Source organism: uncultured Butyricimonas sp., from assembly GCF_959596855.1.
Taxonomy (GTDB): Bacteria; Bacteroidota; Bacteroidia; order Bacteroidales; family Marinifilaceae; genus Butyricimonas; species Butyricimonas muris.
Window position 1 is genome coordinate 17,233 of the sequence record NZ_CAUFYA010000025.1, and the last position, 26,241, is coordinate 43,473.

At 47.0% G+C, this 26,241-nt stretch carries 16 protein-coding genes and 1 riboswitch; all 16 genes read right to left on the reverse strand.

The features are described 5' to 3' along the window. Nucleotides 1-51: 51 nt before the first annotated feature. The 16 genes from ribD to Q5866_RS11815 all read right to left on the reverse strand — a co-directional run bounded on the left by ribD (nucleotide 52) and on the right by Q5866_RS11815 (nucleotide 26,151). The gene (gene ribD / locus Q5866_RS11740; protein WP_099289879.1) at nucleotides 52-1,158 is read right to left on the reverse strand and encodes a bifunctional diaminohydroxyphosphoribosylaminopyrimidine deaminase/5-amino-6-(5-phosphoribosylamino)uracil reductase RibD; all 1,107 of its coding nucleotides are present in this window, start codon (nucleotides 1,156-1,158) and stop codon (nucleotides 52-54) included. Between the two features lie 93 nt (nucleotides 1,159-1,251). Further along, nucleotides 1,252-1,373, reverse strand: a riboswitch (FMN riboswitch). Nucleotides 1,374-1,515: 142 nt separating this feature from the next. After that, nucleotides 1,516-2,838 carry a hypothetical protein gene (locus Q5866_RS11745; RefSeq protein WP_303180405.1) on the reverse strand — a complete coding sequence of 441 codons (1,323 nt, stop codon included), beginning with the start codon at nucleotides 2,836-2,838 and terminating at the stop codon, nucleotides 1,516-1,518. Then, nucleotides 2,804-3,493: an ATP-binding cassette domain-containing protein gene (locus Q5866_RS11750; protein WP_303180407.1), complete on the reverse strand. Its 690-nt coding sequence runs from the start codon at nucleotides 3,491-3,493 to the stop codon at nucleotides 2,804-2,806. The genes Q5866_RS11745 and Q5866_RS11750 overlap by 35 nt, the downstream gene beginning before the upstream one ends. Further along, entirely contained in the window at nucleotides 3,493-3,822 is a 330-nt protein-coding gene (locus Q5866_RS11755; protein ID WP_303180408.1) for a hypothetical protein, read from the reverse strand. The genes Q5866_RS11750 and Q5866_RS11755 overlap by 1 nt, the downstream gene beginning before the upstream one ends. Further along, the gene (locus tag Q5866_RS11760) at nucleotides 3,822-4,562 is read right to left on the reverse strand and encodes a DUF169 domain-containing protein (RefSeq protein WP_303180409.1); all 741 of its coding nucleotides are present in this window, start codon (nucleotides 4,560-4,562) and stop codon (nucleotides 3,822-3,824) included. The genes Q5866_RS11755 and Q5866_RS11760 overlap by 1 nt, the downstream gene beginning before the upstream one ends. A 583-nt stretch (nucleotides 4,563-5,145) precedes the next feature. Beyond that, nucleotides 5,146-7,182, reverse strand: coding sequence for a M13 family metallopeptidase (locus Q5866_RS11765; RefSeq protein WP_303180411.1), 2,037 nt, complete (start codon nucleotides 7,180-7,182; stop codon nucleotides 5,146-5,148). Between the two features lie 118 nt (nucleotides 7,183-7,300). Further along, nucleotides 7,301-7,621, reverse strand: a complete 321-nt coding sequence (locus tag Q5866_RS11770; RefSeq protein WP_227217254.1) for a 50S ribosome-binding protein YggL — start codon at nucleotides 7,619-7,621, stop codon at nucleotides 7,301-7,303. A gap of 15 nt (nucleotides 7,622-7,636) precedes the next feature. Next, nucleotides 7,637-9,727, reverse strand: coding sequence for an alpha-L-fucosidase (locus tag Q5866_RS11775; protein WP_303180413.1), 2,091 nt, complete (start codon nucleotides 9,725-9,727; stop codon nucleotides 7,637-7,639). A 396-nt stretch (nucleotides 9,728-10,123) separates the two neighbouring features. Then, nucleotides 10,124-12,418, reverse strand: coding sequence for a Gldg family protein (locus Q5866_RS11780; RefSeq protein WP_303180414.1), 2,295 nt, complete (start codon nucleotides 12,416-12,418; stop codon nucleotides 10,124-10,126). Between the two features lie 24 nt (nucleotides 12,419-12,442). Further along, nucleotides 12,443-13,363: an ABC transporter ATP-binding protein gene (locus Q5866_RS11785; RefSeq protein ID WP_099289862.1), complete on the reverse strand. Its 921-nt coding sequence runs from the start codon at nucleotides 13,361-13,363 to the stop codon at nucleotides 12,443-12,445. Between the two features lie 26 nt (nucleotides 13,364-13,389). Next, entirely contained in the window at nucleotides 13,390-15,963 is a 2,574-nt protein-coding gene (locus Q5866_RS11790) for a zinc-dependent metalloprotease (RefSeq protein WP_303180417.1), read from the reverse strand. A gap of 8 nt (nucleotides 15,964-15,971) precedes the next feature. Continuing rightward, on the reverse strand, nucleotides 15,972-18,635 hold the full coding sequence (locus tag Q5866_RS11795; RefSeq protein ID WP_303180419.1) for a zinc-dependent metalloprotease: 2,664 nt from the start codon (nucleotides 18,633-18,635) through the stop codon (nucleotides 15,972-15,974). A 157-nt stretch (nucleotides 18,636-18,792) separates the two neighbouring features. Further along, a complete protein-coding gene (locus Q5866_RS11800; RefSeq protein WP_186977469.1) occupies nucleotides 18,793-20,376 on the reverse strand; it encodes a PKD-like family lipoprotein in 1,584 nt (527 codons plus the stop codon). Nucleotides 20,377-20,395: 19 nt separating this feature from the next. Continuing rightward, the gene (locus Q5866_RS11805; RefSeq protein ID WP_186977471.1) at nucleotides 20,396-21,136 is read right to left on the reverse strand and encodes a DUF4843 domain-containing protein; all 741 of its coding nucleotides are present in this window, start codon (nucleotides 21,134-21,136) and stop codon (nucleotides 20,396-20,398) included. Between the two features lie 20 nt (nucleotides 21,137-21,156). Then, a complete protein-coding gene (locus Q5866_RS11810) occupies nucleotides 21,157-22,725 on the reverse strand; it encodes a RagB/SusD family nutrient uptake outer membrane protein (RefSeq protein ID WP_186977473.1) in 1,569 nt (522 codons plus the stop codon). 15 nt (nucleotides 22,726-22,740) lie between these two features. Continuing rightward, the gene (locus Q5866_RS11815) at nucleotides 22,741-26,151 is read right to left on the reverse strand and encodes a SusC/RagA family TonB-linked outer membrane protein (RefSeq protein WP_186977476.1); all 3,411 of its coding nucleotides are present in this window, start codon (nucleotides 26,149-26,151) and stop codon (nucleotides 22,741-22,743) included. Nucleotides 26,152-26,241 lie beyond the last annotated feature (90 nt).

Below are 26,241 nucleotides of genomic sequence, written 5' to 3' on the forward strand. Positions count from 1 at the left end.
AGATTTCCCCGCTCAAATCCCCCGCTTTTAAATCACCAAATCTATTATCTTTTAATTTTTAACTTTTAGCTTCACGAGTATGTCCTGTCCCAAACACAACACGTCTGTTCTTTCTAAAGTGACGGCATCTGCCATTTTTTCAATACCGACACCTTCCACCGGGGTTTTGGCTTTTTCGCCTCCCACTATCTTCGGGGCGATAAAAGAGTAGACTTCATCCGTGAAACCACCGGCAAGAAAGCTGTAGTTCAAACCTCCACCACCTTCCAACAAAATGGAATCCACCCCCATTTGTCCTAGTAAGAAAAGCAAGTTATCCACGTCTACCAATCCTTCTTTCTCCTCGCAAAGCAAAGTTTCAACACCCGCTTGCTTCAACGCTTCCAAACGTTCCTCCGCGGCAAAGCGGGTATGAGCTACAATCGTATGATATTTACCCGCGGTCTTCACAATTTGGCTATCCAATCCCAAACGGGCATTGCTATCCACGATAACCCGTATCGGCTGACGCACTCCCCGCCCTTCTATCCGGCAATTTAATAACGGATCATCCGCCACGGCAGTACCGATACCAATCATCACCGCCATCAGACGATGACGCAACTCGTGCACGTAAGCCCGTGCTTCCGTACCGGTGATCCATCTCGAATCGCCCGACCACGTGGCTATCTTTCCGTCCAACGTCATCGCCGTCTTCAATATTACCCACGGACGCCGTGTCGCTATATACTTCAAAAATATCTTGTTTTGCTCCCGTATCGCTTCTTCTTCAACCCCACAAACCACTTCTATCCCCGCTTCTCTCAATAAAGACAATCCTTTTCCCGCCACCAACGGGTTCGGGTCAGGCATCCCGACAAATACCCGTTCAATTCCGTGTTCGATAATCGCCTCCGTGCAAGGCGGAGTTTTCCCGTAATGGCAACACGGCTCCAAAGTCACGTACATCGTCGCCCCCCGGGCATCTTCCGTACAATTTTTCAACGCATTCCGTTCCGCATGCCACTCCCCGTAACGCTCGTGCCAACCTTCACCTATCACTCGTCCCCCCTTCACGATCACGGCTCCCACCATCGGGTTGGGATTCACGAATCCCGCTCCCTGTTCGGCAAGTTCTATCGCCCGCCTCATGTACTCGATATCTTTCTGTTTTACCATACGTGTTACTCCTTTCCAAAAACAAAATGCCCCGAATGTAATACATTCGGGGCATAGATTTATATTGTACTAATATAATATCAATTACAATCAACATCTCTTCTATCATCCGGACTTTAACCGTCGGTTCCAGAATTTCACTGAATCAGTCCCTCGAAAGGGAGTCGCGGACTATAACCGCCGGTAGGGAATTGCACCCTGCCCCGAAGAAACATTTCACGGAGGCAAAAATAGTAAATATTTTCACGAATACAAACAAATAAGGAAAGTATTCTGACCATGATACAAATAATCATCCTCCTTACAAAGTTACAATTTTTTCGACAACACGGGTATCAAATATAAATTGCTTTTCTCTCACGACGGATTCCTTGTCAACTCCTCTATTAAAGCTACCACCCTCTCCTTTCTCAAAATATACATCCCGATACGTTCGTCAGAAACACCTTCCCGCAAACGATACGTGTAGCGAGGTTCTCCGGTTTCCATATTGATCTCGAAAAACCGGAAGTCCACCGAAGACTCTCGTTTTAACGCCTCCGCCACCTCCACAATATGCGATGAAATAACAAATACTCCCTGTTTCAACCGTGCCAGTCCGTCCACCACCGCGAACGAAGCATCGTAAGCATCCTTCACGTTAGTGCCCCGGAATAATTCATCAAACACAACCACCACGTCCCCCACTTCACGCACTCGTTCCACCACGTACTTCACCCGCGCCACCTCATTATAATAATGGCTATACCCCAATGACAAATTATCAGACAAATTAATCGTCGTGAACAATCCACGGAACACGGAAACTTCCATTCTTCGCGCGGGAACCGGGAAACCACAATGCGCCAAATACACCGCCACCCCGAAAGCCTTCATGTAAGTCGATTTCCCCGCCATATTCGGTCCTGTCAAAAAACACAAGTGATGCTTATCATCCACCCGCACGTCATTCCTCACCGGATCAGGCAAAAAAAGATGAAACAAACCTTCTATTTCAATCTTTCTTCTCTCCTCGACAAAAACCGGAAAAACAAAACCATGCTCCAGTGCCACCTGACCTATTGTCCTCAAAGCCTCCAACATATAAAGCGTATCCAACACCGTCCGTACGGCATCCGCTTCTTTTCCCCTGAAATAAAGGTCTAACTTCTCCCTCGACCAAAAAGTATCCTTTTTCCGGTTTGCCAGATAGCGCATACCGGGACGAGAGAGCACCTTAGCCACTTGCTCTTTCAATTCCCGCATGATCTTCGGTACCCGAACCGCAGGTACATCATCCATAAAAACAGCCAACTCGTGAATCAACCGCCCCAGATAGGACACCGCACGCTGACGCACGTAGTGATCGTTATCCGGATTCACCCATCCCGCCACGGCACGTTTCATCAAATGAAGCACGTCCCGTTTAGGCACCTCCTTCTGCTGCAAATATATCTCGATAAAACTCAATTCATCCCGCCGTATTTCCAAGAAGAAAGGCAACCGCTGCAAATAAACGATAGCCTCCACCCGTTCCCGAATACGCTCCGCGTCAGCCAACGGATTCTCGAATAACTTTTTCATGTACGCCCGTCCCCCATCCGAGCGGGCATAATCGAAATAGGAAAAGACACTTTTTCCCTCTCTCGCGGCGAATAACTCAAGGTCATTCAATGTCTGCTCGTCTGTCTTGAATTCCATCTGACTCTTTTATATATTGCAATAATTCCAAATCCGTACGCTCGTTTACTTTCCAAGTCTTGCCACCCCGCAAGACGAACAACTCGTCGCTAACCTCCATCACGTCCTCGAAATAATGATCGGTAATCAGTATACCTTTCGTCGCTTTCTCCCGGCGAATAATCTCTTTCATTTTCTGCACGTGCAACGGCATCAAAAAAGAAAAAGGCTCATCCAACAAACAAAACTTCGTTTCGGAAGTCAATATCAAATACGCCTCGATTATTCTCCGTTCTCCCGAGGAAAACGCCTTTATCCGTTTCCGGTAAACTTGCTCAAACTCCGGGAAGTCCGTTACAAACCGTTCAAAATCCACGCCAAAATCACCAAACACCCGCTTCACGGATAAACCGGAAGGAATAAAATCGTGCTGGGGTAAATAACGCATATCTTCCGGTCGCCTCTCGCTTGTCAACAAAACCTTTCCGTCAATCCCCACGTATTGATCCTGCAATTTCAATTCCCCGTACACGGCTTTCATCAAACAGGTCTTGCCGCAACCGTTCCGTCCTAACAAACCGAGTACTTTTCCCGTTTCGCAACGCAAAAACACGTCCCACAGTACACGTTTAAAACCATACTCCAAACGGAGATTACTTATATCAAGTCTATGCATCACCTTATATAATAACCGACAAACAAAACCGCCACGTATGTCAAGAAGTCAAACGACAAAGTCGTTCCCCACAACCACCGGACAGACACCCCCACGTTCTTGTAATAATAGAAGATTTTCCACACTTTCCGTTTCATGGCAAAATAGAAAAACACCATAGTCGCCACCTTGAACCAAAACGTGGCGACTATAATTACCCCGATGACGGCAGGTGCTTTCATGCTATACGCGTACATGATTCCCCCGCAAGAGCAAGATACCGCCAACGCAGGAGTCATGTACATTCTACAAAAAGAGATACACGCCCTCAAAGTACACCCCGTCCCCATCAAATTCGCTTTTGTATCACCTTCCACGTGTCAGTTACCAGAAAACACTCCTCCATCTGGTCGATCATTTCCATGAATTTCGTGATAGGCACGCCAAACGATATTAAATTATTCGTGATACATTTTCTCGCCGACGGGTCAAACATCCCGATTACGGCTCTTCGCGTCCCCTCCAGTTGTTCCCGGTAAGGATAATAAATAATAGAGGTACATCCCGCTCCAAAAGGAGAGATCACCGGTTCTTGCTTGGTACTGTCAAAGTTGGCTAGAGTAAAAAGACCGGACAGTACATCAGGTGTCGCAAAGAAAAATACCGCTTCCGGTTCATCCTGTTCCGTCAAATGATCCCAACGCTTGAATACCAGACAATCACCTTTCCTCGGCAACACCGGTATAGTTTTCATTAACGCGTTCACTTGTTCCGGTGTACGTTTATAGCGCTCACAATGAGGCTCGTTCTCCCCGTGTGACAAAAAATACTCGAACCCTTCACGCATCCCGTCACTAAATCCCAAGTAATATTTTCCCCCTCCGCAACCGACTGAATCCGGCAGGAAACAAAGTGGCTCACCTTTTCTTACCCGTCCGAGTTGAGCTATAATACAAGTATGTCCCACGGCTTTTTTTACGATAGTCGCGTTATTATTCTCTTTCGAATAATAAAAGGCGACAGGAAGTTCCGCGTCATTGAAATATTTTTTCCAGTGTGCGGTAAAACGATCTCGTTTAACTATGTCCATGACCCATTATTTTTAGTATCAAACAAATATATATTATTTGTTTGTTAAAAACAAGCCCTATGCCAAAAATGACAGGAAGGACAGACCGGAAAAGCAAAACAAAAGTTAAATAATAAGTATTTTTATTTTATCACATTTATAGTTCATTAGTATCATCTCCTATTCAATTCCCATTCATCTCCCATTCAAAGCCTATTACAATAGTTGAAAAATAGAAATTAAATAGTAATTATTTAAAATTTAATACTTGAAAACTACTTGATAAAATCATGATTAATAACAATAGGATAACTAAAATCGATAGAAATTTTTCTCAAACACGAGCCAAATAACTACACGAGAATATAGCTGTTATCGCGACTAAAAATAAAAAGGAGGTGTGTCAGAACACACCTCTAGTCTATAAAGTTCATAAAGTCGAGCCTCCGGCTCTTAAAGTCCACAAAGTTAAAAACACGATGATATTCAATATAATGATATACAAATCACCTACACATTTGACCTTACGACCTTATGGATTTTTAGACTTTGTGAACTAGAGGGTGTGCTTCAACACACCCTCATAATAAATTCTATTTACAAATTACCAGATAGAAGCTCTCTGCTCCACGGGCAAATACAACGGATCGCCCTCTTTCACCCCGAATGCCTCGTACCAAGCACCGATATGCGGAAGAGCACCATTTACACGCCAACGTCCCAAAGAGTGGGGATCGGATTTCGTTTGCAGACGGATTTGCTCGTCACGAACATTACCTGCCCACACGTTAGCGTATGACAGGAAGAAACGCTGTGCCGGGGTAAATCCGTTTGCATCGTTACCGAGCGGGGTTTCAGCCATCGCTTTTTGCAATGCCGTGTAAGCCACTTGCAATCCCCCGTGGTCGGCAATATTCTCACCCAAAGTCAATTCTCCGTTCGCGTTCAAATCGGGTAATACTTTGATATTGTTGAAGTAATCCACCAATACTTGAGCCCGTTTTTCAAAGTTCTCGGCGTCAGTAGCCGTCCACCAGTCTTTCAAGTTACCGTCCTTGTCGTACTGGCGACCTTGATCGTCAAACCCGTGAGTCATCTCGTGTCCGATCACCACACCGATAGCCCCGTAGTTGCAAGCGTCATCGGCGTTCATGTCGAAGAACGGGTATTGAAGAATCCCGGCAGGGAAACAAATCTCGTTCGTGGTCGGGTTATAATACGCGTTCACGGTCTGGGGAGTCATCAACCACTCGTCTTTATCCACCGGTTTGCCGGCTTTAGAGATCATGTAGTCATAATCGAAATGATTGGAACGAACGATGTTATTCCAGTAAGAATCATTCTTAATTTCCAAGCTGGAATAATCCCTCCATTTGTCGGGATAACCGATCTTCACGTGGAATGCAGCCAGCTTCTCTTGCGCTTTCGCTTTTGTTTCGTCACTCATCCATGCCAAACCTTGAATACGTTCACCCAACGCTTTCTGCAAGTTGGCAACCAATTTCACCATACGTTCTTTTGCCGCAGCGGGGAAATACTTCTCCGTGTACATCTGGCCTACCGCTTCTCCCAACACGCCGTTGACCGTGCTCACGGCACGTTTCCAACGGGGTTGCATCTCTTTTCTCCCGGACAGTACTTTACCGTAGAACTCGAAATTCTGGGCAACCAAGTCATCACTCAAGTAACCGGAAGCGGAATTAATCACGTTCCATTCCAAGTATGATTTCAACACATCCAGATTTTCCTTGTTCAGTAAATCGGCAACCGCCTTCAATTGAGCGATCTGCCCGGCATTTACCTCTTTCAAGTCTTTCAACCCGATCGTGGTGAAATAAGTATTCCAATCCATCCCCGGAACTTCTTTCTGCAATTGAGCCACCGTGATTTTATTATAGTTTCCCTGCGGATCACGCAATTCAACCATCGATTTTGAGCTTTCAGCCAAACGGGTTTCCACTTTCATCACGTTAGCGGCAGCCTTTTGAGCCTCCCCTGTCGTGAATCCCGCTAACTGGAACATCTTAGCCACGTGCTCTTCGAATTTCGCGCGAATTTCTTTCGTGTGCTCGTCATTCTCCATGTAATAATCACGTTGTCCCAAGCTCAAGCCTCCCTGATAAAGTTGGGCTATATTCATGGAACTGTTCATTTCGTCAGCCCCCACGTACAACCCGAAGAAAGGTCCGAAACCGTCACGATGCATATTCGCAATCAATTGGGGAAACCCTTTCCGGTTGGAAATAGCGGCAATCTTTTCCAGTTCCGCCTTGATTGGGGCAATCCCCTCGGCGTTTAACTTCGCGCTATCCATGGCGATATTATACAAGTCACCCACTTTCCGGGCAACGCTCCCCTGTTCGGACTGTTTGTGAGCCAAGTCCTCGATCAAACTTTTGATTTGCGTGCGATTGTTTTCCGCCAACTGGTCAAAAGAACCGAAACGGGAATACTCGTCGGTCAACGGGTTCGCTGCCATCCAACCTCCACAAGCGTATTGATAAAAATCAGTGCGCGGATTCGCCGTCTTATCGAGGTTCTCCACCCGAATACCCCCTTGGGGAGCGGCTGCTTTTTTAGTATTGCAACTTGTAGCCATTAATGCCAATGCAATAAAAGGTAAATAAATTGTTTTTCTCATATTATCAGTTTTCTAGTCGTCTTTTCCTTTCAAGCACATACCCGGAGAACCTGTCCCCGGGTAGTGACTGACAAAAGTAAAATATTTTGCAACAAAACGAAAACCGATCGGGCTATTTTTACCAGCCGTACCAAGCATCTTTCAACTCTCCCACGTTGATTTGGTCGATATTTTGATTATGCTCGTCAAACCATTTTTTCATCATTTCCCGTTCCTCGGAAGTTACGCTTCCCCGCTCACGGGTGATAAATCCCCCGCAAACATCAGAATTCCAACCTCCTCCCATTTCCAGCCCCCGGTCATGCAACAAAATTGCCAATTCCTGCAACCATGCTTCCACGACACCCAGATCCGTATCTGCCTTAAATTTAGCATCAAACGAGAATCCCAATTCTTTAAACTCTCCCTTGTGCAATTTTTTCCGCAATCTCTTTTTCATACGCTCTATTATTTATTATTCAAATTCTACCCGTGCATCCCGTAATCCCATGTCACTGTTCTTGTTCACCGGGGATGCCTCTTTCAACGTGCAGTCATGGATATTTCCCGGGCAAAGCTTCATAGGATTCAAACGTAGTTTATACTCTTCTTGTTTCACGTTCGGGTTCATCAAGTAGGTAACTTCTTTCCCGTAACGGTTATATAGCTGCACTATCAATTGATTTTTCCCTTTTTGCACGTGCAATTTCACCACCGTGTTATTCCGGGGCACTCCTCCCACGTACGAGCGCAAGGATACCCGTTTCCCGTTCAAAATAACTTGGGTTCCGTCGGCAACGGCAATCTCCACCAGAATATCTTGTTCCCGATCACTGGTGAACTCGTGTAAAATCTCCACGGCTTCCTTTTCTTCTACCGGAATTTTCACCTCCTCGCCCGGCTTTAAGTCCTGACGGGGTTTCCAACCATCCCCGACGATATCGATATTCTTTTTCAATCCCTCGGCATTACCGGTATAGGCTCCGCCCCGGGCATTGTACATGTACACGTTGCCCCAGTGCAAAGATCGCGGGTTACCATTCAACGCTTGAGTTTTACCACCTGTTAAAGTAACATCTTGTACTTCTCCATCTATCGTAAGACGTACCACCCGATCCTGATCCCCTGCCGCATAAACGACCGTCGGGGTCACCGTTGCCCCCTTCTTCTCGAAATGCCACGCAAAACCGACCGTACTCCGGTAACTGGAATAGTAATCCATACTTGAATGCGCATACACGGGTATAGCGTTAACCGCTGTCAACACTTTCGTTTTTAAAACTTGGTCGGGTATCGCCCGGAATGTATCCTCAAATTCCAACTTCACCACAATCATCCCCCTGTCCGGCTTCACGGTTCGCGGGATAGCCACGGATACCGTTTGCCCGTTTTGTTTCATGTCCAATGCCTTGCCGTCAAGCAACAACGCCGCACGCTTTGCCTTGCCTATCACGCCTTTTAACTCGATCTCCCGATTGTCCGGCATTTTCTCGACGAACAAATAGAGGTTGTTCCCCTTACGGGTGATATCACCCCATTCCGGGGCATGGTCAAACGGATTCGCGGTGGTACTATAAATCGCTTCCCCGTAATTTTTCAGCCATTGTCCCATCGCCAAAAGAGCATCCTTCTCGAACTCTACCACGGAACCATCTCCCCGGGGACCGATATTCAACAAGTAGTTCCCTCCCCGGCTTACCACTTTGACCATACTGCCTATCTTCTCGTTGATCTTCGCGTCCAAATTACCCCGTTCCTGCCATGAACGATAACTCCACGTTTCATGGAAGAATGAAGCCGCGGTTTGCCAAGGCACCCCGATCTTATGGTCAGGCATTTTATTGTCCGCCATCACGGCAAAGTCACCCCGGTCATTCCCCAAACGTCCGCTCACCATACATCGCGGTTGCAAGCGGGTCACCAAGTCGTACAATTCCTTACTCTGCTCCGCCGTCAAGGAACCCATGTCAAACCAAATTTCGGAGATCGGACCATAGTTCGTCATGATCTCTTCCACTTGCTTCATACTAAACTCGTGATGTTTCGGGGAAATAGCATCCGCGTTATGAGGAGTAATCCCGTTGCCCGGGAAGTTCCAGTCTATCAAAGAATAATACACCGCGAACTTCACTCCCTGCCGCTGACAGGCATCCGACAATTCCTTCATCACGTCCCGTTTGAATGGAGTAGCATTCACGATATTGTATTTCGTGTACTTGGAATGGTACATACAAAAACCGTCATGATGCTTCGACGTGAACACGATCGACTTCATCCCTGCCGCTTTTGCCAAAGCTGCCACCTCGTCCGCATTCCATTTCTCCGGATCGAACTGTTTCGCCACCGCCTCGTACTCCGCTTTCGGAATCCGTGCAAACGACTGAATCTGCTCACTGTATCCCGCCCGTACCGGTTCTCCCTTCCAAACTCCCCCCAACTCCGAGTACAAACCCCAGTGAATGAACATTGAAAACTTCTGATTTACCCAATCAGGATCGGGCTTCTGTTGCCCGAAAGCAAACTGCACACCCAGCAAAATAATAATTAAACATCCGCGCAATAACATAATAAACACATTTACAATTTAAAACACATTACACAAAATTTAGGTTGTAAATATAGCATTTATTAGCGTTTCCTTAAATCATCCCGCGATATTATTCCAGACGAGTAAACCTTGATTATATTTTTTTATAGTTCTATGAAAAATAAATTCACATACGATTACAATACTAACCACTATGCAGGCTTATACACGCCAGTGGTAACACGTGGTGACGCCACACAAAATAAAAAAGGAAGTGACTCTTGTCTATGTAACTCATTTTCTTTTCCCACAAGAGTATCCCGTGAAAAAAACAGAAGAGGCATCCCGATTCTCACCGGAATGCCCCTTTAAAGAAAGAAAACTCACACGTTTCGGCACTATAATTCAAAGTTCTATCTTACCGGAATTATTCTTTTACCTCCCTCTCCGGCGTACCCAGATAAAGATAGCGAAGAAAGCCAGAATGGCAGGCCAAAGCCCCATCAGTACGATTTTCCAGTAATACATGGCGTTCATCCCTAAGTTCACCGCATTATCGGGGGGTGTCGGACGCCGCACATCAATCGGCACCTCCTCTTCGGAGAGCCAGAAGAAAGAACCAGAGATTAAATAATAGTTAGCCGCGGGAACATCTTTTCGGGATATGCTAATCTCTCCGTTGCTCAAGCAATCGGCATCACCGAGAATAACGATTCGTTGCTCCTTATCACCCATTTGGCGTGATAATGCCAACACGGTCGGATACGAGCGCTCCACTTCACCCGCGGCAGGATTCAGACGGACGGTATCATCCAGAAAATCGGTTGTTTCCACCTCGTTCCAACTGCCGATCGTGTCGCTCACGAAAAGCGGGGTTACTTTGAATCCTTTATCTTCGGTATACTCCAATGCCGTAGAACCCGGCATTGTCACCACGTATTCCCGGCGATAGAGAGTCTCAAAAATGTAAGCAATATCCTGTGCTTCCTTGGTCGAACGAGCGATAATAAAATCAGGATCAAAATTCTCGCTGACTTTTACCAGACGTCCCGGTAAGAATTTCACGCCGAATTGTTCCACGATCGGGTTCATCACTTCCTGCCTACGGGGTTCTCCGGCGACAACCAGATTACCGCCGCGGGCAATATAAGCGCCCAGATTCGCTTTCTCCTGCTCCGTCATCGCGTAACGCATATCGGCAATCACGATGATATCCACCTTTTCCGGTATGGGTTTATCCAATGTTACTTCCGTGAAATCAAATCCTTGGTTAATCAAAGAATGACGGAAAGGCTTATCTTGAGCGAAGCGGTTATAATCCCGATCACCTTCCCGGATACAATCCCGCTCGCCATGACCTTTCACGAAACCGACCAAAGGCAGCTCCATGACCAATCGTTTGAACGATGCAGAAATCTCTGTTTCAAAGGGGAAGCGTTGCAGATCGTCGAATATCCGCAAGAAAGTCTTTTCCCCGTTATCCCTTTCCAACAGACGTACGAAACGATTCCCCTCGGGTTTCAAGTCTACTATTTTCTTCACTTCTTCCGGGCGCATAAACATATTCGAATCCAGATCCCATATCTCGGCACGTTTTAACATCCGTCCCCGATCGGACAAGTTCGGGTAAGACTTATCCAGCGAGGGATTTTCAGCCTTGTCATAATAGTAAATGTACTTCATTTTAATCTCCGGCTTGAAGCGCGTGTACATTCTGAAACGCCGGAGATCATCGTTCACGCTCCGGGGCAAACCGGCCCAGTAATTCTCTTCCAATATATTCACGAAAGTAGTGATTGTCAACCCGCCGTCCATTCTTGCCACGATATCCTGACTATTAGGTGTCAACGTGCGCATTTTGGTACGTGTCGCATCATAGAAAGCCATTAACTTGGGACGGGAAGTGAGGAACCCCATAAGCATAGCAACAACAACCACTCCGGCATATTTTCCCCACGTCACCATCCACAAAGTTTTCTGACGCCGTCCTTGTAAGCGGATAATGGACAACATCAGAAAAAGCACGATAACAATCACGAAATATAAAACATCTTCACTGCATATCAGTCCCCGGATAAATTCGTCCGCGCGTCCGCCGATCGCCAGCCAATAGGTGATATCACGCACAAATTCGATATCCTGCCACATACCTTTCACGTAATTTAATACTGCGAGTATAGCCAGCGTTCCCATAGCCGCAACGACTTGGTAAGAAGTAACGCTCGACATGAACAAACCTATCGCCGCGTAAGCGCAGAGCAGCAAATAAAGCCCCAGTAAACCGGAAAGCATAGCCGGGAAATCGGCAGACTTCACGGCGAACAAGGCAAAGATCATGTACACCATCAATATTCCCGTCAACACGAGCCCGTAGATCATCATAGAAAGGTATTTCCCGAGAATAATCTGCGTGTTCGTCACGGGTGACGAATAGAGTAATTTAATGGAACCGCTACTTAACTCCCGGCTCATCAATCCCATGGTCAACAAGGGGATATAGAGATACAGGTATTGCTGCATTTGAGTAAACAAACCGCGCATCCCACCAAAAGTTCCTTCCGTCACGCTCCACAGGCGGTAGCCCAGCGACTGGCTTCTGACGTATCCTCCCAGCATATCGGTAAACGCCATGCTCGCTTGAAAAGTAAAAATCACCAGAATCAACCATGCCACCGGCGAATAGAACAAAGTTTGCAATTCGGTCCGGGCTATTTTATATATTGTCTTCATCTTTTTATCAGTTTATAGAGTGATTTACTTCTTTGATAACACGGCAAAAATGGAATCCATGGAATTTTTTTCCACCTGAATACCCGACAATCTCCATCCCTTCGCCACGCTGGTTTCCACGATACGTTCCGTTACCCCGGTAGCGTCGTCAAAGCGTACCCGGTAATTTTTACCGCCCAATTCCTCCACGCCGAGCACACCCTCGATGGCTTTCAACTCTTCCGCTGCCGGCGTGTTTATCAAAGAAACGACCAACGTGTCCGGCACGATATAATTGTCGAAATCATCCACCGTCCCGGCGAACACGAGCTGCCCTTCCTCGATCATCCGGATATAATCACAGGTAGCCTGCACTTCAGACAAGATATGAGTCGACAGAATAATCGTCCGTTCCTCGGCAATCTCCTTGATCAAGTGGCGTATTTCCACGATTTGGTTCGGATCGAGCCCGTTGGTCGGTTCATCCAGCACCACGAAATCGGGGTTATGAATAATAGCCTGCGCTATTCCCAACCGTTGCTGGTATCCTCCCGATAAATTACGAATCAGACGTTTGGCGAAATGTGATATGCCGCAACGTACCATAACATCCCTCACCGCCCCGGGAATCTCTTTTCCCGGCATCAACCGCATATTCGCGCAATGAATCAAGTACTCCTCCACGGTAAGATCCGAATGTAAAGGTGGTTTTTGGGGGAGAAAACCCAGATGCTTCTTTGCCTCTACCGGGTTTTCCCGCAAATTGATTCCCTTGATCCAGACATCTCCCTGCGTCTGTTTCAACACCCCGCAAATGATATTCATCGTGGTTGATTTCCCGGCACCGTTCGATCCCAGCAACCCGTAAATACCATTTCCGGTGATTTCGAAACTTATATCCCGAATCGCCCATTGAATACTGTAACGATGGGATAAATTTTCCACTCTAATAATTGGTTCTTCCATACGTGATTTAATTATTTATACAAACATTATTTATTATCTAGCATCTTCCTGATCTTGTACAACAAATACTCGTAATGCAAACGTGTATCCCCCGTACTTTTCGTCACTGCCCCTTTCAACAAATCCTGAATCCGGAACAACATATTGAAGTAATGGTCTACCGGCACGTAATCACCCGGCATCACGACACGCATATTCGGCGAGAATCCGCCACGTTCTCTCGCTGTCATCATCATGCTTTCCACCTGCCGCCGATCGATACCCGGTAACTCCGCGAGTTCACTTTCCACCAATCCCTTGCGAGGCGTAAAATTCCCCGCCGTCGTGGCCGCAGTCGACGAGGCAACCACACTTCCCAGAAAGTCTTTTTGCAAATCCATCTCGTACTTCTTCAACGGGCGGTTCTTGATCGTACCTTCCCACACGGTATTGTAGATATCATTCACATATTCTTTCACGGAATAATCCCCGCCTTTCTCCGCACCGAGAGCCACGTATTTTATCCTGAATGTCAATGTTCCCAGTATGAAACCGCGAATCTGGTCTTCCATCGAATTTCTGATTTCCAGTTTACGCTCCACCTCTTTGTTATCCAGCCACGAGAGGTCTTTCGCCAGTTCGACCATATATTTCAAAGCCGCCCTTTGTGTTTCCCGGGGCACCACGACATAAGAAGGCGTGTTTTCATCCGAGAATGCCTCATGCTGGTAAAATCCGCCCAAATTCACGGAAAGGTCATTAATCCGCTTGCGCAATTGATACCCCAAAGCGTTATACATGGCCGCACGTTTCCGTTGATCGATATCCTCATCCGCATACCACCGGTAGAAATGCCGCAAAGAGAGTTTCAAGTTATTGATCGCGTAGCGTAAAGCCTTCAGGTGGTCATCGCCCAAATCCCCGGAGAAAGAGGTAGGATCATAATAATAGTAAGGCATTTTACCGTAACGAAGATTCGGGTTACCCCGTCCCTCCTTGATCCACCCGTCCAAAACGGCAAACTCATCCCAAGGTGTCGCCGCCGGGGAAATCGGTTTGTACAGCCAATGAATGACATAATAATCATACTCGCCCAATCCTTTGGGAGTCATTCGCACCCCCCGTTCCAAATCTCCCGGCTGGGCAATATAGTTACAGGGTACATCATCCATAATCGATGGACTTAGCCCGTACTCTCGCGTGAACGCGGGAGAACGCAACGAATCAACCGGGTAGACACTCGAAGCTCCCGCGTTGTAAAGGAGTCCCAAGTTGATTCCCGTTTCCCGCGTCACGGTTAAGCGAATCAGATCACCTACTATTTCTTCCGACAGGAAAGCCTTTCTCACCCCCGGGTCAGCAGCCATCGTGGTTAATTTCCGTTCGTCCTGCAAGCCGGACACCATGCCGTCATACAAATACAGGGAAGCATTCAATATCTCGCCCGTTCTCGGGTCTATATGCATTGAACTCTGCATATCCAACCACAGGGGAGCGTAACGAATCGTCGAATATTTTATATTATTAGCGTCAAACTCCGGGTCATTCCGCGGGAAATCCACCACCCGTACCGCGTCTTTAAACCCGATTGCCTCAAACGCCCGATTCCACGCTTCCACGCCTTCTTTCACGTACTTTTTCCATGTCCGCGGCATCAATGAATCCATATAAAACACGATCGGCTTTTCAGGCTCGACCAATTCTCCCCGGTTATAAGCAGCCTCATCCGCCGGCTCCAGACGCCAACGCTTCGTGTAATGCGTTTGTTCCAGCGGTTTCCTCTCGTCCGGGAAATGAGAAACCCGTGTATAGGCAACCCCCAGACGGGGATCTGCCAGACGGGGTTTCATTTGTTCCTCGGGCAACTGCAACAGAATCTTATTCACGGTTACCGATACTTTCACGTCACCGGGAACTATCTTGAAAGCCCCGAACAAATATTGATTCTCCACGAACCCGAGTTCACACTGCACGGCAATGTTATTGTCAAAAGCTTTCACGTCTTTCAGGAAAGAGCATTCCTTTTTATAGTCATGCTCCCGGGCTATCCACCCGTAAAATGAATTGGCAGCGTACGGAGCAAAGGGAGTCGTGTACGGGGAATACTCCATAAATAGAGAGGTCATGTCTACCACGATAGCACTACTATCCGGTGTAAAAGCTAAAACTTTGAACATGGCGTAAATCCCGCCCGCGTTTGCTTGGTCTATCGCCTCGTCTATATTCCGCTGGTTACTGTTGTTCAGAGGTTTGTCAATTAACGAGATTCGAGCATGCAAAAACGAATCCAAACGGGTAAAACAAAGCGGCAAAGAATAACCGGCAAACTGCCCGACTACCCCTTCTCCGTTATCGCTGATATCTTCGATAGAAGAAACAAGCATCATATCCTTTCCCAACAACTCGACGGGAAATTCTACATATACTTTATCCTTCCATTTATGTACGGTCATCAACCCCTTGGCGGTCTTCATCGTCTTTCCCTTGAAGAACTCGTCGTAAGGAGATTGTTTCTCTCGCTGTTCTTTTTTGGCATCTTGTTTTTTCTTCCTTGCCATCCCTTCATTACAAAGTCCGAACAAGAAAAAAGATACCCATATGATGCATATTATTCTTTTCATAGGATGAGTTATTTAAATGCTTGTTCCAACTTGTAGAGTAGTAACCGGTAATGCTGGCGGGTATCCTCAGAACCCGTGTTCGCCTTACTTTTTACCAGAACTTGTATTCTCTTCAACATATCGAAATACAGGTGATCCAACGGCTCAACGACCATATTGGAATTGACGTTCACCCAGTAACCGAAACCCTGCCGCTCGAGATACTTCGGTAAACTCTCCGGAACCGGAACCGCTTCCCCGCAAGCCTCTACCGTTTCCTGATTGGCAAACATACCTAACCATTCAGCGGGAAGAACACCGTATCTCTCTCTGCTGAAAGCCTTCACGCACTCCGGGACCTCTATCATCCGGCTCACGGACGCCACGGACAGGGGATCGCCGGATATTCCTTTCTTCGCCACCCCAGAGAACAGCATCACGTTAGACAACAGTTTCATTTGCAGATTCTTTTCCGGCACGGTGAGTGTTTTTCCTTTTTTGGTCGGGGCAAACACGAAATCCTGCACGTCCGCCAAGAACTCCCGCGGAGTGTATGTTTCCGGGTTCTCGTCCTTCACGGCACTCAACGCCACGGAAGCCAGACGGGACATCACCGCCCCGAATATTTTGTCTTCCAACTCGGAAGAAATATTACTCATCAACGGCCATTGCGCCTGCATCTTGGCAGCATTCAACCAATCCATGTTCCCGATCTGTTCCAACAGGAAACGAAGAGCCCGTTGCTGTTTCTCTTTCGGCACGACCGCGAAACTCGGCAACTCGTCCCCGTCATAACGCTCGTTCAGGTATAATCCCCCGATATTCAATAACACGTGATTCACGTAACGCACGTACTGGTAAACGATCTCGTTATACATTCCCTGACGGAAAGTATAGTCCGGGTCATCTTTCCCCACCCAATCGCTCATGTTATCCAATACATATTTCAGGTTCTTCACTCCATAAGCAGACGATTTCATAGCGTCATCCCCCAAGTCTTCCTCCACGGAACTCGGGTCAAAACGGGCAAAAATCTGTTGCTTCCCGTAACGATACACCGGGTCCCCCGACTTCTCGGTAATCCATTGATTCAGCGTCGGCACCTCTTCTTTAGCACTCTTGGCATCCAATAACGGGGAGTACAACCATTTGATAGCATACAAATCATACACGCCCAAGCGCAGCGGGGTCAATTTCACCCCCCGTTCTTTATCACCGGGTTGCGCCACGTAATTGTTACGGGCGTAATCCATGATCGAGTACGTCGTCCCGTATTTACCCGTGAACGACGGGGAGCGCAGCGAATCCGTCGGTATGGCTGCCGAACCGGACATATTGTGCATCAACGCCAGACAGTGTCCTACTTCATGCGCCACCACGTAACAGATACATTCCCCCAAGGTTTCCTCGTCGAACATCACCTTGCGCACGTCAGCGTCAGCGGGAGAAGTCTGCAAGAAACGCCAGTCCTGCACCAGTTTCACCAGATTGTGGTACAAGTACACCGAGGCATTCAATATCTCGCCCGTCCGGGGATCCGTCCACGAGGGTCCCATGGCGTTCGCCACCGGCGACGGGGAATATCGTACACAGGAATACTTCAAGTTATCGGGATCAAACGCGGGATCATCCATTGGAAACTCCTTCGCGACAATCGCGTTTCTGAATCCTATTTCTTCAAACGCCTTTTGCCATTCCTCCACCCCGGCACGGATATACTTTTTCCAGCTTTCCGGGAAAGCGTTATCCACGTAGAACACGATCGGTTGCTTCGGTTCCACCAATCTCCCCTGCCTGAAAGCAATCTCGTCAGCAGGTTCCAACCGCCAGCGATTCGCGTAATACCTTGGCTCTATGCCCTTGTTCTCGTGACTGAAAGCGGATTTATTACTGTAAAATATCCCGATCCGCGGGTCGGCAAAACGGGGACGCATCGGCTCCTCCGGCAACAGCACGAAACTACGGGTCAATACCGCCGTGAACGGTAATTTATATATATAATAATATCTTCCGTCCCGCACGTTCACCTCGTAACTCAGGGAAGACTGTACACTCACGTTATCATCAAAAGCCTTTACCTTGCCCAACTGGGATTTATCTTTCTTGAACTCTTTCACAATCCAACGCCCGCCCCCCAATATCGGTGCGTAGGGCGAAAACGGGGGCATCTGTTCGTTATCCGCCAGAAAGAACTCGCTCACGTCAACCACGACCGCCGTACTGTCCGGATTGTAAGCCTGAATACCAAAATTATGCATCACGGCGGGACGGGTACTCTCGGCAATACGCTGCCTCAAACTTTCCACGTCAGTTTCGTAAGACGTGTTCACCTGACGTAAACTGATAATGGAGTCCGTCCGGGTAAACACCACGTGCAACGGGTCTGTCGGCTTTTCCCCCACGCTCCCGAACCAGTTACTCGTGGTTTCCGAAATCGTGGAACCCAGCAACATATCCTTGTTCAACAAGTTAAACGGAATCTCGAAATACACCTTATTATCCGTCTTGTGGATTGTCAATAACCCTTTTACCGTTTCACAGGCTTTTCCCTTAAATAATTTCTCGTAAGGAGTTTCCTTTTTAGTTTCCTTGTCTTTAGCAGCCGCTTTCTTTTTCCTCGCGAACACGGTATCCCCGCTCCCTAGAGCCAAAGCCGCCACCAGCAAGAAAGAAATCCGAATTGATTTGTTCATAACTTCTTCATTTAAATTTCACACGTGATATTACACCAACACGTACTTTACACTCTTACGCGAAGGCAATCTAAAAAAGAAGGATGTGCCGATGTATCCATCAAGAACAGGAGTCCCGTGACACACCCTTCCGTTCATCTATTACTTATAAAACACACTAATACAAATCCACATACGTATCCGTGGCAAACTCCATCAAATCCACGACCTTACCACCCACGTTTACCTTTGTTTCCTCCATAATCACGGGATTCGCGATATCCGTCAGATCAACCAAAAAGAAATCTCCGTTCTCCAACCCGATTCCCAACCTGTTATAATTAATATTATACGCGTTATAACGGACCACCGTAATCTCGTGGTCGAAAGTCATAAACGGGTAATCCACGTCGTTCACCCGATTCACGTAACGCAACTCGTTTCCCTTGGTATAAAACGTGTAAATATTCGAATAAGGTTTATAATCGGCAGCTGCCGTCAGGAATTTCGTTCCCTTAGGCAAATTCCCACCCGGGAAACGTATCAAACTGGCGTGTTCATGCTCCACGCAAAGTCCGTTATTCTTATTCAACACGAAATCAGCCATCCATGTATCGCCATTCGCGTCATTAAATATCATAGAATACATCTGATTATCACCGTATGGTAGATTTTTATGAGAAGACGCGTACAAATGCAACACTTCCGTTCCAGCGGGCATATCCCACACGGGAAGCGGATGATTTGTTCCCGCAATATACGTTACCGGCAATATACTGAAAGGAGCTCTCATCCGAATCATCAACACCCTCCTATTCAACTCGTCGTAACACGGGGAAGTAATATTTGAAGGGGTTCTTCCCTGACCGAAATCCGTCACCTTGTATCCCTTCTCGTCTACCACGTACGGGTCTGCCAGATACTTACCGCCCAACCAGTTATCACTCATAATCCGTCGGAACAAACGTCCGTCCTCCGTCGCTATCCATGACACCTGTCCCCCGTGGAACACGTTGGAAATATTAAAGTTCGCCGGAATCCCGTCTTCAAATTCCTCTTTCACGTCCCCCACCGCCAATAAATTCTCATTATTCAACGTGTAACCGGACTGACTCGTGACAATCGTGGTCGCCCCCATGGGTGCAGATATATGCTTTGCCACGTGGTAACGCAATCTGCGAGGAGTGCCCGGCAATTTCATCCCGGGGTTCAACTCTTCATAAACGTTATCATACAACGTGTAAGTCGTCGTCGACATTCCCCCGACAGTCCTTCTCTTTATTTTATAAAAAGAAAGTTTCGAGTCCGCCCCGTTTTCCGAAAGAATCAGCCAATCTCCCTTGTAATACATGGGGCGGATAGTCAACCACGTGCGAACCATATACTTTATATCGGTTGTTTTGTCTATAATCGCGTAAGTACCGCTTCCGCCCGATGTTTCGGAAAAAGGCAGATTCAACTTCTTCACGATAGTATCCGCCGGCATTCTCAGATTCCGGTCTTCGGAGAAAAGAGTCCCGTTAAACCTCCACTCGTAGCGGGCGTTTGCCAATGCCGTCGCCGAATCTTTATCAAAACGGAACGGCACATTCACGTTAATCGTATCCCCCGCGTACGTGGTAATGTATAAAGGACTTTGCGTGTAGTTCCACAACCATGTCGGCTCGTTTGTCTCTTTCAGATCATAATTTCCCTCGTCTTCAAAACATCCCGTCAGGAAGAAGATAAAAAGGAAACATCCTATTGTTATCAGATTCTTCATACTCTCTCGTTTTTGATAATTAAATTGCGACCTTCATTATACTTCCGTCCTCTTCGGTAACCGGCGGATTTTGCTCACTCAACCAAGCCTTGAATTTCATCACCAGCTTGATCGCCTGATCCGGACGCTCCTGTATCAAACGGGCACTCATCTCCGCATTCGTGTCAATCTCGTTCAGGAACAACTTGTATTTCTTCTCGGAATAAGTACCCAACAGATTATTTGTCACTTCGGTTGTCCACCAATCCGGTTTTATCGCTATTGTCGATACAATAATTTTTGCCCGACAACGTTCATACTGCCCTAACCCTATCATCTCATTCGGTACCAATTCCACGATCAACCTCACGGGAGCGTCGTCCATCCGGGCACTACGGTGTATTTTCACGAAAACCGTGTCTTTCACTTCCGTGACGTCCTCCCCGACTGTGGTCGATTTAAACGTGTACACTGGTTCCAGCGTGTATTCCTCCCCAACGGCTGTCGTCCCGTCTGCCACCGTTTTCAACCCGAAAGTGACATCAGACGTCAGAAGTCGTCCGGATAAACACACGACCAGAGGAATCTCTATATCCCGCGTACCGTCCGGATAAAAGAAATAAGAAATAACCGTGGAATCAGCCGAGGCCGTACCCGGGTATACTTCGTCCATATAAAATTTCTCGAAAAAGATTTCTCGCCCGTCGTTAAAAGTCGGAATCTTCTTTTCCGTACAAGCAAAAAGCAAAGCCGGTAATATAAATAATATACACTTTTTCATATCTCTCAATTGAAAAATTATTACAATGATTCATTCGTTGGTATCGGTAACAAATATTCAGACCTGTTTAGCGGTCGAATAACATTTCTACCAAAATTCACCGCGGCGTTCAACCGTTTATATAAATAAAACAACTGTCCCTCGGCAATCCACTCCCGGCGGGCATCACGTATCAGTTCCTCCTCGAATTCCGCCCAATTCGATATGGAAATTGCCTCGGAACAACCTCTCCGGCTCCTGATCTCCGTCAAGATACTTTTAGCCTCTGCAAAATTTCCTTGCCGGGCATAATATTCAGCCATAATATAACGCATCTCGGTAGCGCGGATAACGGGAAGTATCGTCACGTTATTATCTCTCACTGACTCGTTCTCGCTATAATACCATTTTCCGGAGAGAGGATATTGACCGTTCCCGTAAAAGATCATATTCAAAGAACGATAGTCAAGGACAGACTCATCCGTACCCTCGCGGGTTTCAAACGTCTTCTGATTCGTCCTGTTTATGACCAACCACGTCGGGTACCCGTTCGATTGCGGGGTAAAGAACTTCGACAAACTCAATTCATCATAAGCCTTTTCATTATAAACGGCAAAAATCAAATTACTCACCACCCGCAGATCACTCTTTGAGTTCCAGTTCGTGCTGGTCACTCCGGAATAATCATCGATGGCGAAAGCCTTCTGCCAACCGTAATAATCCTTCACCTCGAAAGCCATCACTTCCCGGGCGTATTCGAAAGCCTTTTGTTCCAACTCGGCGTATTGACATACCCGTGCCAGCAATGCCGTTATCGCGTAGTAATTCAACCGATACCCCCGCCCCTTGAAGAAATTCTCGATTCTCAAATTACTATTGTCATAGATTTCCGTACCGAACGAAAACGTGTTATAGAAACGCGCTTTCCCGGTAATCAACGTCCCTACGCCCACGTTACAGGTATCCCATTCCGCGACCAGCGTTCTGGCATACTCCAAATCCGTGATCACCTTGTCCAGAAACGGTTTGACCGCTATCGGGATAGCCGTGATATCGGGATAAGTTTCCACGTAAGGAACATAGATTTTCCCGTCATCATTCACCGGTGACGGGGCAAACAACCTCAACATATCAAAATGCATCAAAGCCCGGCACGCATAAGCCTCTCCCAAGATCAGATTCTTCTCCATTTCCCCCTGCGCGAACAAGTCCGGCGACTCGTTCGCCACGTTCTGTATCAGATTATTTGCATTCGCCACCACGTTAAAGGCTTGTCTCCATGTACTTTCTATCAGCGCGATCGCATCCGTCGTCATGTAATTAAATCCGGCGATATCCACGTATTTCTGGTCATAAGTGATAGTAGTACCCAAATCCATCTGGTACTGTTGGGAAATACAATCCACCATCCCGAACGACAACTCCCGCCCGTACAAACTGGCAGTTCCCATAGTTTTATACAATCCGTTCAGCGAGGCACGGTACCCGTCCCCAGAATTAAAAAGCTCGTCCTCCGTCACCTGCGTTTCCGGCTTCAAATCCAACCAAGAATCACAAGACACGAGGAAGAATAACGATGATATAATAATTATATTTATACAGGTTTTCATATCTCTAACTTTTAATTAAAAACCAATACTCAAGGTAAAACTGTAATTCTTGGCATACGGGTAATTAATACCCCGTTCCTCTTTCACCGTCGACCACCGGCACAAGTCATTAGCGTTAAACCGCAATCCCAATGAAGTCAATCTCCATTTCGAGATCATCTCTCTCCTGAAATCATAACCGACGGACAAACTGGCAAACTCCACGATATTTTCATCCTGAACGAAACGAGTCGTCGGGCGGGTTGATATCTGCTGTCCCAAGTCATAGAACGGAGCTATGTCTCCCGGTTTCCTCCACCTGTCGGAAAGCACCCTTTTGTCCACGTTACTAGTTTTGATATCAACCTCTTCTACCTTCTTCAACAACGTTTCGTTATACGTCTGTCCTCCCCACTGGTACCGGAAAGCGGCATTCAGATAAATCCCCTTGAACCCCACGTTAATGGCAAAAGTACCCTGAGCATCCGGAGACTCATCTCCCACCACTACCTGATCGTCCGCGCACCACGTGTAAGTACTGGTTCCTCCTTTTTTAATAAACTTCTCTTTCCCGTTTGCCGGATCAATTCCCGCAGAACGAACAGCATAAATTGCCGTTGTCGAGGCTCCCTTGTAATACTTCCGGAGGGGGGTCGCTTTCAACGCACTGTACCCGTAGCGGGCCTCGTAATTCTCGTCAATAGCCTTGTTATAAGCTTCAGAAGCAGCACCCAGTTCCGTAATCTCGTTTTTATTCGCACCCAGATTCCCGATCAAAGTAATCACCCAATCTTTATCCCTGTAAACGGTTGCCATCAAATCCAACTCAAAACCTTTGTTCACCACTGCACCCGAATTAGAACGATACTCGGAAAAACCGGAAGAAGGGCGTATAGAAATCTGATCGATCAAATCCTCTGTTTTCTTGTTATAATAATTGGCAGAGAAAGTAATACGATCATTCAGGAATCCCAACTCGATACCGGCATCTAATGTTTTCGTCGTTTCCCATTTCAACTTCGGGTTACCCAAGTACACCAGATAAGCGGCAGGCCCCGTGTAATACCAACCATCCGCATCAATCTCGTAAGTGGTTACAGCCGTGTACGAGGGGAAATTCACCTTACCCGTACTTCCATACGATGCACGTACCCGCAACTTGCTCAATATCCCGTTATCTTTCAGCCAGCTGTAATTATGCACGTTAATACCCGCGCCAAATGACCAGAACGGGGCAAAACGCTTGTCCGAGCCGAACTGAGAGGAACCGTCCAACCGGAACGAACCGTCGAACAGATAGATATCGTTAAAGGAATAGTTCACAGATGCCAAGAAACCGAATAAACGGCTTTCCGTCTTGCCAACGGTAGTCTTATCCGGTTGTAAAGCCGCGAATGCCGCACTATGCAGGTTACCCAACTGAAATCCTCTAAAACCCATATTATGACTTTCCGAATGATCCTGTTTCGCGTTGATACCCAACGTGGCGTTTATAAAATGCTTGCCCAGCGCCCTGTTGTAATAGAACATGGCGTTCACGTTCCAATTATACCCGCTACTCAGGTTTTTGGTCAAACGCCCCTTTTCCTGTGCGTCATAATAATCATAAGTCGGATCGTTCGGGTCAGAGAAACTCTCCGTCGTCTGTTCGGTCTTCGTTATACTGAATTGTCCCTTGAACTGTAACCCTTCCAGTATGTACAGATTAATACTGAAATTATCCATAAACTCGTGGTAACGGCTCCGTCCCGAATAACTTCGCAAATTTTTAACCTTCCACAACGGGTTTATCGCCCCCGCAAACCCCGAGAAATTCTTCAGCAAATTCCCGAAATCGTCATAAATCTCGTAATAGGGAAGTAAATTAACGTACGTACTGAACAATCCATAAGGAGAATCCTCCGAACGGGTAGAATTGTAGGACACGTAATTCCGGATTTGCAACTTCTTGTAACGGTAATCCAAAGACATCCCCGCCCCCATGCGGTCACGATAAGAGCCTTTCATCGCTCCCCCGTTACTGTCATAATTAAAATCAATAGAGTAACGGATGCTCTCCACCCCACCTTCTACATATAACGTGTGCTTGTGATTGAACACGTTACGTAAAGGTCGAGCCAACCAATCCGTGTCAACCCCTCTCAGTATCTTGTTCTTCACCGTGTTATAATCAATATCCAAACTGGCTTGAGTACTCGTGTTATCCGACGTGTACACGCCCGCGAGCCGCTCCGCTTCCAATTTCTCGACGGCATTACACATATTATAATCGGACAAATCCGGCAACACGGCACCGCCCGTAAAATTATAAGAAATACGCATTTCTCCCGGTTTCGGGGCTATCGTCGTAACGACCACCACACCGTTGGCCGCACGGGAACCATACATGGCGGTCGCCGCGGCATCCTTCAATATCGTGACATTCTCCACCCGGTTCATATCCATGTCGTAAATCTTCTGCACGCTCACCTCGAAACCATCCAGAATAAACACGGGCAAATTAGGATTATCCGTCAGATTCGTCCGTTGCGTCTGTTTCATATACTCCGTTTCCAAACTTTTATTCATCCCGATACTCGACTCGCCGCGGATATTTATCTCCGGCAAGGCGTTCGGGTCTGACCCCCACAATGAATTAGGCCGGATACGGAAAGAAGGGTCAAAATTCTGTAACGCCGAAATCATATTCTGGTTATTCGCCTTTAGCAACTGATCCCGGTCCACGGAAGTCACGTTACCCGTGAAACTCGATTTTCGGATATTCGCATATCCCGTCACCACAACATCTTCCAATGCGATCTTATCCTCTTTCATCGCCACCCGGAGAGCCTTGCGAGTTTCGCCTTTCTTTAGGGCAGCGATCTTCACGTATCGCGTTTCCATCCCGACAAAAGTAAAAACCAGCGTTGCCGTATCAACAGGCAAAACAATACTGAACCCGCCATCGATATCAGTAGCGACACCCACGGTCGTTCCCCTGATCACCACCGTTACCCCCGGCAACGGCTTCCCCGTTTCGTCCACCACCGTACCTTTCACCGACTGGGCAACATTTTTCTTGTCGGTCGTGTCGCAGGCAAGCACCTCGTTCGTTTTCCGGATAACAATCAATTTATCCTCCACGAAATAAGTCAACCCCGTACCTTTCAAGCATTCGCGGAGAATCTCGTCTATTTCCACCGCCTTAAACCGCTTGTTCAACTTGTTGACACTCGCCACCTCGCTGTCCTTGTAAATAAAATAATAATCACTGTGCTGGCGAATCTCTTTCATTAAATCCTCGAATGTCGCGTTCTTCAGGTTAAAACTGAACACCACATGTTGCGAATGTACTGCCGCAGATAAATGCATAGCCGTACAAAAAAGGAAAAGAGCTAGAAAACGCATAGTTAATAAGATTTTTCGTATCCCCGACCAACGGAGATAACATTCTCGATTTTTTTTCATACATTTGTACCATTATATGATTAAACAATGCCCGCCCGGTTGCACCCGGTCGGGAGTCATACATGAGCGGTTAGAAGTTGCACCTTCCTA